The 14476-nt window shown below is 50.1% G+C and carries 12 protein-coding genes; 4 read left to right on the top strand and 8 right to left on the bottom strand.

What is annotated here, in order from left to right:
- On the top strand, positions 1-993 hold the full coding sequence (locus tag P3B99_006720) for an exosortase/archaeosortase family protein (protein ID WYJ06900.1): 993 nt from the start codon (positions 1-3) through the stop codon (positions 991-993).
- Here P3B99_006720 and P3B99_006715 read toward each other — a convergent pair.
- Positions 990-2072 (bottom strand): hypothetical protein, encoded by a 1083-nt coding sequence (locus P3B99_006715; protein ID WYJ06899.1) that lies wholly within the window; start codon positions 2070-2072, stop codon positions 990-992. The two genes, P3B99_006720 and P3B99_006715, sit on opposite strands and share 4 nt — an antisense overlap.
- Positions 2069-2971, bottom strand: coding sequence for an O-antigen ligase family protein (locus tag P3B99_006710; GenBank protein ID WYJ06898.1), 903 nt, complete (start codon positions 2969-2971; stop codon positions 2069-2071). Before P3B99_006710 ends, P3B99_006715 begins: the two co-directional genes overlap by 4 nt.
- Positions 2972-3496: 525 nt before the next feature.
- On the opposite strand from P3B99_006710, the gene P3B99_006705 reads away from it, so the two are divergent.
- From P3B99_006705 to P3B99_006695, 3 genes are read left to right on the top strand one after another with little or no spacing between them, the layout of a single operon-like run.
- Positions 3497-4744 carry a glycosyltransferase family 4 protein gene (locus tag P3B99_006705; protein ID WYJ06897.1) on the top strand — a complete coding sequence of 416 codons (1248 nt, stop codon included), beginning with the start codon at positions 3497-3499 and terminating at the stop codon, positions 4742-4744.
- Positions 4738-5643 carry a hypothetical protein gene (locus tag P3B99_006700; GenBank protein WYJ06896.1) on the top strand — a complete coding sequence of 302 codons (906 nt, stop codon included), beginning with the start codon at positions 4738-4740 and terminating at the stop codon, positions 5641-5643. The genes P3B99_006705 and P3B99_006700 overlap by 7 nt, the downstream gene beginning before the upstream one ends.
- A gap of 37 nt (positions 5644-5680) precedes the next feature.
- Positions 5681-6964: a hypothetical protein gene (locus P3B99_006695; protein ID WYJ06895.1), complete on the top strand. Its 1284-nt coding sequence runs from the start codon at positions 5681-5683 to the stop codon at positions 6962-6964.
- Here P3B99_006695 and P3B99_006690 read toward each other — a convergent pair.
- The 6 genes from P3B99_006690 to P3B99_006665 all read right to left on the bottom strand — a co-directional run bounded on the left by P3B99_006690 (position 6954) and on the right by P3B99_006665 (position 14290).
- Entirely contained in the window at positions 6954-8117 is a 1164-nt protein-coding gene (locus P3B99_006690; protein ID WYJ06894.1) for a glycosyltransferase family 4 protein, read from the bottom strand. The two genes, P3B99_006695 and P3B99_006690, sit on opposite strands and share 11 nt — an antisense overlap.
- A gap of 32 nt (positions 8118-8149) precedes the next feature.
- The gene (locus P3B99_006685) at positions 8150-9307 is read right to left on the bottom strand and encodes a glycosyltransferase family 4 protein (protein WYJ06893.1); all 1158 of its coding nucleotides are present in this window, start codon (positions 9305-9307) and stop codon (positions 8150-8152) included.
- A gap of 21 nt (positions 9308-9328) precedes the next feature.
- On the bottom strand, positions 9329-10084 hold the full coding sequence (locus P3B99_006680; protein WYJ06892.1) for a UDP-glucose 6-dehydrogenase: 756 nt from the start codon (positions 10082-10084) through the stop codon (positions 9329-9331).
- A gap of 177 nt (positions 10085-10261) precedes the next feature.
- A complete protein-coding gene (locus P3B99_006675; protein WYJ06891.1) occupies positions 10262-11698 on the bottom strand; it encodes an alpha-amylase family glycosyl hydrolase in 1437 nt (478 codons plus the stop codon).
- A 183-nt stretch (positions 11699-11881) separates the two neighbouring features.
- Positions 11882-12682 (bottom strand): 3-deoxy-8-phosphooctulonate synthase, encoded by an 801-nt coding sequence (gene kdsA / locus P3B99_006670; protein ID WYJ06890.1) that lies wholly within the window; start codon positions 12680-12682, stop codon positions 11882-11884.
- Positions 12683-14290 carry a CTP synthase gene (locus P3B99_006665; protein ID WYJ06889.1) on the bottom strand — a complete coding sequence of 536 codons (1608 nt, stop codon included), beginning with the start codon at positions 14288-14290 and terminating at the stop codon, positions 12683-12685.
- Positions 14291-14476: the final 186 nt, after the last annotated feature.

Here is a 14476-nt window from a genome sequence, read left to right as displayed (position 1 = left end):
ATGGAATCCAGAAATCAAAAGCCGTTTACATTTTCGGCACTTCCCGCGCAGGTGAAAATTGCGGGCGCAGGGCTTTTGCTCATGGCGGTATCGGTCTGCAAAATTCTCATACCCGTTTGGAGCAAGCGGCAGGACTACTCTTTCGGATACCTCACCCCGCTTTTCGTCCTGTACGTACTGTTCGACAGAAAGGAGAAAATAGCCGAATTTTTTGAAAAACGCAGGGGAAAATCCGCCCCTCGCGGAGCGGCTTCGCTTGCGGCGGATTTCGTCTTCGGCGGAATGTTCGCATGCGGAATCGCCACGTTTTTGGCGTTTGCGTTCCTCTTTTACCTCACACAAAACCGCGGCGTCCCTGGATTCACAATGACGTTCGCGCTCTCGTTCACAATTTTTGCGTCGGCATATTTGCTTTCGGGCAAAGACAATTCCGGCATGCGCCCGAAAACGTCGGAAAGGCTTGCGTTTGTGTCGATGTTTGTTTTCCCGTCGTTCATATGGTTGATTGCAGCCCCGCTGTTTCAGGTTGTGGAAAGCAGAGTTAGCCTTTTTCTGCTTTCGATAGTTGCAAAAGTGGTCTTCAATATAATGACAGGACTGGGCTTCGCGGCGGAATTGCACGGCAACACGATACAATTTCCGAGCGGAAGCATCGGCGTCGCCGACGCATGCAGCGGTATACGCTCGCTAACCGCATGCATTTTTGCGGGAAGCTTTCTGGCGGCGGTGTTTTTCGAAAAGACGTGGAAAAAAGTCACGCTCGTAATTTTATCAATGGCGCTGGCATTTTTTTTCAATCTGTGCCGCGCGCTGTTCCTCGCATTCTGGGCATATCAAAACGGGCCCGACTCAATAAGCGGCACGGTACACGACGCCGCGGGCTATGTAATTTTGGGTTGCACTGTGGCGGGGCTTTTGCTCATAGGCAAAATTCTCAACATAAACCCCGTGCCCGAAGAATTCAGGGAAGACGGCAAGCGCAAGACGGATTAATCAATGGCGGAAGCCAATTCCCGCCAATCCCAATGCCTTGCGGTGCGCCTAAGAACCCTGCCCCGCATTGCAGGCGACAGCGTATCGAGTAGTCGGGCGGCGGCGGAATAGTCTCCGCATTCGGCAAAAACCGAGACGGCATAGGTTATGTAATTCTCGTACCCGCCCGCCATGTCTTTTAATTGGGATTCCGACAATGACAGATTTCTGTATTTGGAATACGCGGCTTCGTTCCCGCATTTTTTCATCAGAAAGGCAATCGCAGGATACTTGTACGCCGGCTCGTTTTTTATGCGCCAAGAAAAACCAAAATCGGCGCGGATATAGTATAAAAATTTTTCTATATCCTTGTATGAATCCGTCGCGCCTTTTTCAGCGGCATATACGGCATAGCGCAAACGCATTTTCAACCTCCTATCTGCAGTCTTCGATTTCATCTTCTTTTTATATTCCGCAACTACGGAATCGCTCGAAATTGCGCCGTAAATAAAAAGCGCGGAATTTGAATCCAACACCAACAGAGGAATAAAATCGGAAAGCAGCGACGGCTCGTCCATCGTCAGCAAAAGTTTGCAGCATTCGATTTTATCAATATCAAAAGCGGGCGAGCGCAATTTGGACAGCAAAAACAACGCGTTTTGACAAACGGTTTCGAATTCCCGCCGCGACACCACAGGCTTAGACAAGCGGGCGATTTCGAGCATCGCGCGCGCCCGCAAACCCCCATTCGAAATAGTCGAAGCCTCCGCAACAAGCCCGTAAAACTCGCCCCGCTTCGAAAGCGCGGGGTGCTTTTTTATGCGCCAGAATTTATACACATCGGAAGCCGAAAACTCCGAAGGCGTTTCTCCGATGCATGCCGAATACACGGCATTGAGTTCGCACCGAATTTCCGCATCGTGAATTTTCCCGATTTGCGATTTTAGCGCGTCGTAATTTCCGCCGTCCGCAAGCTTTTCGCAAAGAACGGCACGCGCAATGTCGCTGTCGGTATCGGGACAATTCAAGCAGTCGAACGCGGCAAATGCGCCGGCAAGCAAAATAAGTACCGCCCCGAATACTCCGAAAAATTTTTTCATCTGCGCGGCTCCTTTCCGTCGAATCGCGAGAAGCAAACCGGCAACAGCAATGCAAACGCCGCAACATTCGAAGGAATCAACATGTTCATATCAAACGCCGAATGCGCAAAAAATACAAAAAGCCCCGCAACGACAACCATATTTACCGCACTAAAATTGCGCCGGTTGCAGAGCGCGTCCGCAAGCACGGAGACAAGCGCAATGGCCACAAAAAGTGCGCCTACAACCCCGTATTCGGCAACAAGCTCCAAGACATCGCTATGCGCGTGCACGGGAGCCGAGTATGAAATTTTTCCCGACTTCTTTTGCAACTCGACGATTCTCGGCGCAAGCTTGTAGCGCAGACAATCGCCGCCGTAGCCCCAAACGGGGGCTTTTGCGATAAACCCCGCAGTTTCACGATAAAACAACATTCTGTCGCAATACCCCCCATTTTCCGATATTAATTTTTCGGCACCGACACTTTCGGAGTATCCCCATGCAATGGCGACGCAGAGCGAGGCAACTACCAACGTTATCGCGGACGAAACAGAGACATTGCCGACAATCTTCTTCAAAGCGCAATAAAAGCAAATCAAAACAAACAGCGACGACACCGCAAGCGCGGAGACAAAACCGAACGTACTCTCGGAATACCATGCGCCGACGCCGCAAATCGCAGCTCCCGCAAAGTACAATGCCGCGGAAGCAACGCTGCCCCGACGAAAACACTCCAACGACATCGCAAAATTGGCGGACATCGCCAAGACCAAATATGCGGCGGCGGCATTCGAGAGAAAAAAAGTTCCGTACATCTCGGACGCAGAATACAAAACGCCGTACATAGCCTGAACCCCGCAATATTTTTGCAAAACCGCAAACACGGACATCGCAACACCGTTGAGACAGAAGAAAGCCAAAACGTACCGCAACGCTTTCGGCGCCGAATATACCAAGCGGGCTCCCGCAAACACGGAAGTCAGAATCACGATTCTTGCAAGAGCCGAAAACGGGTTTCCCTCCCGAAACGGCGCATCTACGGAAGCAGGCAAAAAAGGCAAATACGCACACGGCTTTACAAACGAACCGAATTCGTTGCGATGAAAAACTCCCCAATGATTGAACGGCTGAAATAGCCCGACAATCATAAGCAAAAAAAACATAAACAGCGCAACCCCGCCTTTGTTTCCCCGAAAATGCCGGCAAAAAAGCATGGGAATGAACCCCGCAAGCATCGAAGCCGCCAGTATCGGCATCAGAAATTCCGGACGCGTGCCCGACGCGCACCATGTCGAAGCAAGCACTGCGAAGCATAGCAAGCAAACACCGCATTTTTCGTACGCATTCAACGAATCTCCCGTCGACAAATTCATGCCGCTAGCGAAAAAAATACCGCGTTCATTGTCAAGCAACAACAACTTATTTCCTTGCGAACATCGGACAAAATGGAAAGATTCGGGGGAATGAACATATTATACTACCACCAGTATTTCAAATTTCCCTATCAGGCGGGCGGAACGCGGTCTTTTGAAATCGCGTCTGAGTTGATTTCGAGAGGGCACAATGTCACGATGGTATGTTCATACGACAAGGCCTTCTCCACATTGAAAGAAACCGCCAAGGGCAGATACGAAGGAGCGGTGAACGGGCTGAAAATAATTGCGTTCGACATTCCGTACGACAACAAAATGGGGCTGTTCAAACGCGCCGTCGCGTTCGCAAAATTCGCCCTCAGAAGCGCGTCCCTTGTCTTCACCGAGAAATACGACCTACTCTTTGCCACAAGCACACCGATTTCGACGGCATTCCCCGGAATACTTGCAAAAATATTCAGACCGTCAAAAAAGTTCGTATTCGAAATCCGCGACCCGTGGCCCGACGTCCCGATTGCAATGGGTGTGAAAAATCCGCTGTTCATTCTTCCGATGAAAATTTTGGAGCTGGGCGCATACAATCTGGCGGACGGGCTTGTCGGACTTTCGTCGGGAATGGTCGATATTATGAAGAAGCGCACGCGGAATAAGGCAAAGCCGATAATCCTCGCGCCGAACATGTCTAATATCGGGCAGTTCGTGCCGACGTCGGACCGCGCAAAAAATCTCGACGGACTCGACGATTCCCTCTTTACGGGGATTTTCGCGGGCGCGCACGGCAAAGTAAACAACCTCGGATTTTTGCTGGACGTTGCGGCTTCGTTGAAGAAAAAAGGCAGAACCGACATCGCAATACTCCTAATCGGAGACGGCAGGGAAAAACCCGAGTTGGAGCGGCGCGCAAAAGCCGAAAATCTCGACAACGTAAAGTTCTACCCGCCGATGCCAAAAACGCGGATTGCCGAAATAACCGCAAAGTGCGACGTCGGGCTAATGGTCAATAGCGACATCCCCCTCTTCCATTACGGAAATTCTCCGAACAAGTACTTCGAATTTCTGGCGGCGGGGCTGCCAATGCTTACGAACATGAAGGGATTTGTCGAAAACGGAGTAAAAGACAACAAATGCGGGCTGTTCTCCGAACCGCACGACGCCGATGCGTTCGCCGACAACTTCGCCTTTCTTGCGGACAATCCCGAAACATGCAAAGAGATGGGAATAAACGCCAGAAAACTCGCCGAGACGGAATACTCGCGCGACATAATCACAAAACGAGTCTCCGCCCTCATCGAGCAAGTCAACCCCGCAAAGCCATGCTAAGAAACATTGCAAGAACCCTTACCGACACAAAGTGGAACATCGGCTTTCTGCAATTCGACGGCAAAACCGAAATGCCGAAGTGGGAAACCGTATCGTGGTTAAAACACAACCGCAAAGACAGATGGTATGCCGACCCGTTTATATTGTCGGCAGACGGAGATTTAATAAAAATACTCGCCGAAGAGTGGTTCGACTCAAAAAAGAAGGGAGTTATATCCCTTCTTACCGTTTCACAAAAAGGCTTCAAATTGGAGGACTCTTTCCCCATTTTGGAACTGCCCACCCACCTGTCTTTCCCCTATATACTTAGAGACAAAGACAACACTTACATTCTGCCCGAAAATTGTAAATCGGGAACATTCTCAGCATACCTGTTGGAGAGGAACAAACTTGTAAAAGTTGCGGAACTATTACAAGAGCCGCTTACAGACGCCGTCGTGGACTGCAAAAACTTCGGCGGTAGAAACCTGATTTTCTCGACAACCTCCGCAGATCCGAACGGGAAAATATTAAACATATATGAATCCGACCGTCCGCTTGGCAAATATGAAAAGATAGGGGAAGTCTCTTTCAAAGACAGGTGCGCAAGAAATGCCGGCGCGTTCTTTAAGAGGAATGGACATATCGTCCGCCCCGCCCAAGACTGCAACAACGGATACGGCAAAGGCCTTGTATTTCAACAAATAGTAGAAGACGGAAAACTCTTCCGCTTTAAAGAAATCAAACGCGTATATCCGTCCAACGCAAAATGGAAACACGGACTGCATACTTTCAACTTCCGGAACGGACTCGCAGTTGTCGATGGACTGGCATATAGAACGCCGTATATCGGCGCATTTTTAAACAAAACGGGAATCACACAAGTTGCCGTAAATATCAGAAAATCGCTTGTAAAATAAAACCCGTTCGGATTTTTTGAACTATCACCATTTTCCAATGAATCAATTTACACCAGAACCTATATTCCACTCGGAAAGAAAACTCGATTTCACCGTATTCGTGTGCATCTTAAACCTGCTTTGCATGCTTCCCGGATACGAATTTGCGGCGTCTTTCTCGACATTGCTCGGCTTTTCAAACTCGCAAACGATATCCATTCCGTACAGAATTTTCTCGCTTGCTGTGCTCTTTTCGGCTTGCGGATTATGCCTTTTAAAGGAAATCCCGAGGGAAAAAATAACAACGCCGATGTATATAATGTTCGGCTGTTGCGTAGCGTATATTTTAAAAGTATTTGTGAATATTGTAAACGAACCGTTCTTTTTGGATACAACAAGAACTTGGTTTTTTACTTTGTACGCGTTTTTCAGCGCAATTTCGATATGGATTACGTTCAATAAAATCGACTTCAAAAAGGCGCTGCCCCTTATTTTATTAATGCTGGCGTTTGTCTGCATGCTCAAACCTCTCGGATTTTCACACACTGCCGATACCGACCTCTTAATAGATATATCGCGCCAACGACAGTCCGTTGCAGTCGGCATGAATTCAATCAGCTTCGGGTATGCCGGAGCTTCGCTCTGCCTTCTTAGCCTCGCCCTCATATTCAATAAAAGAATAAAATTTATATGGAAAATCCCCGCCGCGTTGGGAGTAATTCTCGGCTTTTATATCACGGTTTTTTCGGGAAGCCGCTCGCCTATCGTGGTTTTGCTTATTTGCACAATCATATTTTTTGCGTCATTTTTCAAAAATTTCGTACTTGCACTTGCGGGAGTCGGACTTTTGGGCGGTTTAGCATACATTTGCAAACACGCAATTGTCTCAGTTATCGCAACAGTTTCGCAATTTGCGGCAAACAGAATGGAAGCACTCATAGAGGATACGGGCAACAACCCCCACACGATTATCGCCATGGCCGGCTGGGACAAATTTAAATCAAGCCCTATATTGGGGACACCGACGATAGATTTCACATTAACAGTCAGCCCCCTTACAGGATACCACACTGCGATAATTGACGCATTGGCACTTTTCGGAATAATCGGAGGCGCATTTTTCATTTGGATTATCGCCTATGCGGGGCTTAAAACATTTTATATAATAAGGCACAAAGAATTATACCCCGAATATTGGGTGGCATTGTTTGCAATGCTGTACCTGTTGTACGACATTATCGCAGGCGGCTTGTTCACCATCAGAACAAAAGATGCTACGTTGATGATGATAGTCTTGGTAATTATCTCCAAAACAAAAAGGCTTTTCGGACCTAACGCTTAACGATTTGCGACAACAAATCGAACCATCTTTTTGCAATGGCGTCCGAGTCGAAACGGTTTGAAACGCATTCCATGTTCTTGCGCAAAGATTCCCGCAACTCGGAGTCCGACATGAGGCGGCGCATTGTGCCGACATACTTTTCAATGTCGTAAGGCGGGACAAGAAAGCCGTTTTTCCCGTCCAAAATCAAATCTTCAATGGAATCGAACGTCCTAAATGCAACGGGAACGCACTTTGCCAAAACCGCTTCGAGAATTGTCATGCCGAAGCCCTCGAACGACGTCGTTGCGCAATAAATTTCGGATTCGTCAAAATATTTTTTAGACGGCTGAAACCCCATAAAGTTCACGCGCGGAATTTTCCGATTTTGCACATACTCTTTCTGCGCGGGCAGACACACTCCGTCGCCCAAAACAAACGCCTCCCAGTCCGGAAATTCCGAATACAAACGTTCCCAAATTTTTATAAATACGTCGAGACGCTTCCCCGAATCGACACGGCCTACCCACAAAACCTGTTTCTTTTTTTTGCAGTTCAAAGCTGGCTCGGAAATATCGATTGGGTTCGGAATTGCGACCACATTGTCGGGACATCTGCCCAAATACTCTACAATATCCGACTTGTGAAGCTCGGACAACAACACAACCCTGTCGGAAAACTCACACAGCTTTCTAAAATGCCCGACATATTTTAACTTATAGAGAAAAACAACAATATCCCTAAGCGGGCGAACCCACAGCAAATTTAGAAGCCAAACAAGCTTGTATTTTTGGAATTTCAGGCGTTTGGAATATATAAAATTCTTTACAGCTCCCAAAGGTTGGGAATGCACAACAGACACCAATGCGCATTTGTTTGCACATACCTTGCGAAATAAATCAAAGCCATATCGCCCCAAACCTTCCTGATTTATCAAAACATCAATGGAGTTTTCTCGAATGAAATTCGATAGAAATGATTTGTTTTCGGAAGAATCGTCGAAATTGCCCGACGGCATAAACACGACGTTTTCCCCGAAATAACCTGTATTTTTTATCGCTATTACATGAACATTAATACCCAATCGTCTAAATGCGCGAATTAAAACCCAAGTGACTTTTCCAATTCCGCCTTTTGATGGGTTGAAAAATTTTTGGCAAAACAAAATGTTCATGAAAAAAAAAACCGCCTAAAAAATGATAAAAATCAATAAAATTTTTTAACAAGTGAGGAATAAAGCAGTTCGCGTTTCGAAAATACCTTCGATTTTTGCTTCATATCGGCAAGCATTGCGGGAGAAGAACTTAATTTGCGGATTGCCGATACGGTTTCGTCGTGGTTGTCCGCAAAAATTCCGTTCCCGTCGGAAAGCAAAAACTTGTTGTTGTCCGCCCTGTCCAAAATCGCCGCCATTCCGAAGCATATGCCCTGTTCGAAAATTACCGACTGCGACCCCGTTTGCAAAAGAACGTCGCACCCGCAAAGCAGATTGTTCAATTCGTCGGGCGTCTTCCAGCCGAGGTATTCGACCTTGTCCGACGATGCCACCAATTTTTCAAACTCTCCGCGAATGGAATCGGTTATGCTTCCCGCCAGAAACAGTTTTGCATTCGGCGCGTCGGCGTCGATAAACGCCTTGATGTCGTCGAGCGTGCGCTTTCTTGGTTCGAGTTTGCCCGAATGGACAAACGCTACATCGCTGTCCTGCAATCCCAATTTTTCGCGCTCCGATTTCCGAATTTCCGCGTACTTTTCATCGGAATACGAAATCCCGCCGAGCGGCAGGAACTCCATTTTGTTTTTCTTTTCGTCCAACCCGTAGACGGAAACGAGGAAATCGCGCCGTTCGGGAGTTACATAAAACAGCTTCGAGATAAAGCCGCCGAACAATTTGTAAAGCCGCGCGTAGACAACTCCGTGCAAAATGCGGCGTCCGACAAAGCTCTTGGAAACGTTGAAATCGTCGGCGTGGTTGTCCGCGTAGAAGCGCACGTTCGGGTGTTTTTTTGCGTATTTCGAAAGCGGAATTAGGGAAAACGTCTGAATGCCGTGGAGGAAAACTATATCCGGATTTTCGCCCTCCAAAATATTTGGCAATGCGGAGTAATATCTGATTTTGTAATAATGCAAAAACGGCGGAACAAGCTTCGGACGCGCCATTCTTATCACCGTTATTCCGTTTGAATCGACATAACGCCCTGCGGGGCATTCGCCCTCTTTCCCCGCGTTTGTCGAATAGGAATTGCAGCCCGTGATTATCGACACTTCGTGCCCGTCCAAACGGTTTTGAAGAGCAAGCAAGTTATGCTGGTACAGCCAACCGTCGTTGAACCTATCACCCAAAACAAGATGGACAATTTTCATGGCGTCGATTGGCAAAAGCTGCTACTTATCCTCGCCTCTGAACAGGATATTCAGGGGTTTCAAAGATTTGAGAATCTCGTGTATCGGGTAGTCGGCAAACATTTCGGTAAAGGCGTTGACGTCTTTCGGGAAGCACTTTCCGCCGTAGCCGAATTTTCCGTCTGGCCCTGGAACTTGCGTGTGCGGTTCGTTTATATAGCCGCTTAGCAGCACGCCTTTTTGAACGTTCTCGTAGCTGAGACCGAGTTTTTTGCAAATGTCGTAAATGCCGTTGAAATAGCTGACTTTCAACGCGCCGAACACGTTGTGCGCGTATTTTGTAATTTCCGCCTCCTTCGACGACATCACGATATATTTTTTGCCGACGAAAATCTTGGCGAGCAATTCGGGGACGGCGGTAAATACCATGGGTTGGCGGGAGAAATCTTCGTATGCCGTGCGTTCCGTCAAAAATTCGGGCATGAAATAGACGCTTTTGCCGCACTCTTTCGAAAGCATTTCGCTTGTTCCGGGAAGAATTGTGGTGCGGATAAAAATCGGCTTGTCGGGCAGTCCGCGGATTATGTCTTTGAGCAAAGACAAATTTTGCGAGCCGTCGGCTTCCGTCGGAATGTGAATGGAAACAAACACGACGTCTACGCAGTCCAAAGAATCGTTCATGCCTTTCGGCGGGTCGGAGACAAAAACTTCCACGTCTTTATTGTGCTCTCCAAGCCATTTACGCAATGCGCCGCCGATAAAACCGCAGCCCACAATTCCAACTTTAATGTTATTCATAATAACTCGTGTATAATTATTCTTAAAAGCTAAAAATGCGGGCGAATAAGTCAACAAGATTATTTCCCCGAACCGCCGCAAAACAGAAATTCCGCAAGCATTAAAACGCAGGACGGGGCGCGAACCTTACGGTTCGCGCCCCGCTTTACCATATCACTTACTATATACTATTAGGGATTACTCATACCTAACAACAAGATAGCCGTACGGCGCGAGCTTCGCCTTCAAGCCGTCGCCGTATTTTCTGTATGTCGCGCCGCCTGCGAGCATTGTCGAAAACTTGTCCGCTTTCAGGAACACGTCCGTATCCACTTCCGCGTTCCGCGTATTAACCACCACGAGCACGTTTTCCCACTTCGCGTTGCGCGTGAACGAAAGCACGCTTTCGGGGGCGCCGTTATCGACCCACGTCGTAGCGCCGCTCCACAATGCCGTGTTTTCCTTGCGCATTTTGGAAAGCGCGCGAATCAGCTGCATTCGCTTCCAACCCTCGCGGGTTGCGATATTCTCCCACGCGACGAACGTGCGTCCGTGCGTGTTGTCGGCGAACATCGAGAAGTACGCGTCGTCGGCGAATTCGTTTCCGTTATAGACAAAGGGAATGCCGTCGATTGTAAAGTTCAGCACTTGGATTGCGTCCATGCCGCGGTTGCCGAACTGTTTTTCGTAGCGCGCGCCGCCCTTGTCGGGTTGGCAGGCGTCGCTTGCGGTGTCGTGGTTGTCGAGGGCGCGGAGCAGGCGCGAGCCTTTTGCGAACGCCGCGTCCTGATCTTCCCAAATTTTGCGGAGCGAGTCGGCGGGCTTTTTGCCCTGAAATACGTTAATGATTCCGTATTCCCATTTGAAAGAGTAATTTGCGTCGTAGGCGTCAACCTGCGCGTCTTTGCGTTCGCCCTCGGCAATCATGATGACGTCGGGCTTGATTTTTGCGATGCGGGTGTACGCCTCCGCCCAGAAGTCGGCGGGAACAGACGGTTCTACGTCGGTGCGGTAGCCGTCTACGTCGAATTTTTCGACGAAGTACTCCATGTTTTTGATGAGGTAGTCGCGAAGTCCCCTGCTTTTGAAGTTGAGTTCGGGGAAACTCCAGCGGCCGTTCTTGACTTTGCCGTCGGCGTCGCGCACGACGAAGTCGGGGTTGGTTTCGATGAAGACGGCTTTCGGCCCGCAGTGGTAGTAAACGAGGTCGAGCACGACTTTCAAACCGAGCGCGTGCGCCTGCTCTACGAAGTTTTTAAGGTCTTTGTCCGTGCCGAAGCGGGGGTCGATTTTGAAATAGTCCTTCATTCGGTAGGGGTTGCGGGGGTTGTTCAGCCCCGACGCCTTTTGGCGTTTGCTCCAAAAGCGGGTGTCGCCGTCGTCGTCCGACTCGACAATCGGGCAGAGGTACACGATGTCCATTCCGAGCGACTTGATGTGCGGCAGAAATTCCGCCGCCTTTGCGAGAGTTCCCTCCTGCGTGAAGTGTTGGGGGAGGATTTGGTAGACGACCGACTTTTGGAAAAATTCCGTCGTGGGTCTTGCGGTTTTATCCGAGGCGTTTGCGGGCGCGCCGAAAAGCGATGCGGCAAAGAGCGAAAGGGCGGCGAATGATGAGAGTTTTTTCACGTTCATATATAGCTATATCGAGTTGACTTTTGATGAAGCTATTTTTTCGACGCGCCCGCATTTTACAACATATTTTTGGAGAAATTTGGTAAACAGTTTACTTTCAGAAACTGTCGAAGTTTGCCTACAAAAAAATACCCCGCGAAAGGAGTTCCGCAGGGCGCGTTGAAAAGAAAATTCGGCGTTTTTTTAGGCTTTGCCCAATGCCGCGCGGATTGCAAGGCACGACTCCACGAGGTGTTCGAGCCTGTCGAGCGGGAGCTGTGTCGCCGCGTCCGAAAGAGCTTTTTCGGGTTCGGGGTGCGTTTCGATAAACAGACCGTCCGCGCCCGCCGCTACTGCCGCCCGCGCGAGGATTTCCGCGTATTTGCGCTCGCCGCCGCTTACGCCGTTGCCCGCTCCGGGGAGCTGGGTCGAATGCGTTGCGTCCATGATAGTGGGCGTTCCGTTTTGCGCCATTATCGAGAACGAGCGCATATCCACCACGAGGTTTCCGTAGCCGAAGGTCGTTCCGCGCTCTGTCTGCCAGACTTCCGAAGCCCCCGCGTCGCGCAGTTTCGCCACGGCGTATTTCATGTCGTAGGGCGAGAGGAACTGCCCCTTTTTGACGTTCACGCATTTGCCCGTTTTTGCCGCCGCCACAAGGAGGTCGGTCTGACGGCAGAGGAACGCGGGAATTTGGAGGGCGTCGCAGACTTCGCCGATTTTCGCGCACTGGGCGGATTCGTGAACGTCTGTAATCACGGGAAGTCCGAACGTTTTGCGGACATCGGCGAGGATTTTCAGCCCCTCGTCGATTCCCGGCCCGCGCGGGCTTGAAAGGCTTGTGCGGTTTGCCTTGTCGAAGCTGCCCTTGAAGAGAACCGTGAGCGAGTCGGCGAATTTTTCGGCGACCGCCGCCACGCGCTCCGCCACGCGGAAGCTAAGCTCCCTGCATTCCAGAGAGCACGGTCCCGCGATAAGAAGAAGTTTTCCGTCCTGAAAAATCATCTATTTTTTCGATTTTGCGCGAGCCAGCGCCTGTCCCACGAACGCGCAGAAAAGCGGGTGCGGTTTCGACGGCTTCGACTGGAATTCGGGGTGGAACTGTACGCCGACCATCCACGGGTGGTCTACGACTTCCACGATTTCGACCAAGTCGCGCTTCGGGTTGACGCCCGCCACGCGCAATCCCGCGTCTTCAAGACGCTTGCGGTAGATATTGTTGAATTCGTAGCGGTGGCGGTGGCGTTCGCGGACAGACATCTCTCCGTAGGCGGCGAGAGCCTTTGTGCCCTCTACAAGCCTGCACTCGTAGGAGCCGAGGCGCATTGTCGCGCCCTTGTCTACAATGCTCTTTTGCTCGTCCATAATCGTGATTACGGGGTAAAGGGTGTTGTCGTTGAATTCCGCGCTGTTTGCGCCGTCGAGCCCGAGCACGTCGCGCGCGTATTCGATTACCGCAATCTGCATGCCGAGGCAGATTCCGAAGTAGGGAATCTTGTTTTCGCGCGCGTATTTTGCCGCCAAAATTTTACCTTCAATGCCCCTGTCGCCGAAGCCGCCGGGGATAAGAATGCCGTCGACGCCGTCGAGGTGCGCCGCCGCGCCGTCGCGCTCAATGCTTTCGGAATCGACGCGCAGGACGTTCACTTTGCAATCGTTGCCCACGCCTGCGTGCGCAAGAGATTCGTAAATAGATTTATACGCGTCCTGCAAATCAATGTATTTGCCGACTACCGCGATTTTGCATTCGCCGCTCTTGGGCGAGATGAGCCTGCGGACGATTGAGTTCCACGCGGTCATGTCGCTTTCGGGAGCGTCGATGCCGAGCTTTTCAACCACGATGCTGTCCATGCCCTCCTGCGCGAGAATGAGCGGAAGCTCGTAGATGGAGTGTTTTACGTCCATCTCTTCGATAACCGCCTTTTGCTCCACATTGCAGAACATTGAAAGCTTTTGGCGCATGTCCTCCGACATGGGCTGTTCGGTGCGACATACGAGAATGTCGGGCTGAATGCCGATTTCGCGCAGTTTTGCAACGCTCTGCTGCGATGGCTTTGTTTTGAGTTCGCCCGCCGCCCGCAGGTAGGGAAGAAGCGTTACGTGAATGAAAAGCACGTTGTTTTTGCCGACTTCCAGCGAGAACTGGCGCAGGGCTTCGAGGAAAGGCAGTCCCTCGATGTCGCCGACAGTTCCGCCGATTTCGGTAATGAGGACGTCTACGCCCTCGCCCGCCGCGTACATGCGCGCCTTGATTTCGTTTGTCACGTGCGGAATAACTTGAACGGTCTTGCCGAGGTAGTCGCCGCGGCGTTCCTTTTGGAGGACATGCTCGTAAATCTGCCCCGACGTAAGGTTGTTGAAGCGGCTGAGTTTGCCGTGCGTAAAGCGTTCGTAGTGTCCCAAGTCGAGGTCGGTTTCCGCGCCGTCGTCGAGCACATAGACTTCGCCGTGCTGGAACGGACTCATCGTTCCGGGGTCGACATTCAAATAAGGGTCGAATTTCTGTATTCTGACCTTCAATTTTCTTGTTTCGAGAAGGGCACCGAGCGCGCCCGATGTCAGCCCTTTACCCAAAGATGAAACTACTCCGCCTGTAATAAAAATATACTTCATTTTCGGGGATTAATTAAAAACCCGAAAGGAGCGGGTATGGCAACACTATTCGTAAAAATTTTTCCCATAAATTTACAACACATTGAAATTTCGGCTATTGCAAAGCGGAAGCCGTCCGCGGAGAAAGTCGGACAGCCCGCCCGCGCAAAGCCGCCGCAAAGCGCGTTTTTGCCCGCAAACAAAAAG

It is taken from the genome of Opitutia bacterium KCR 482 (genome assembly GCA_029269845.2).
Classification (GTDB): domain Bacteria; phylum Verrucomicrobiota; class Verrucomicrobiia; order Opitutales; family Intestinicryptomonadaceae; genus Merdousia.
The sequence above is the reverse complement of the archived record's forward strand: the minus strand, read 5'-3'. Positions and strand labels throughout refer to the sequence as shown.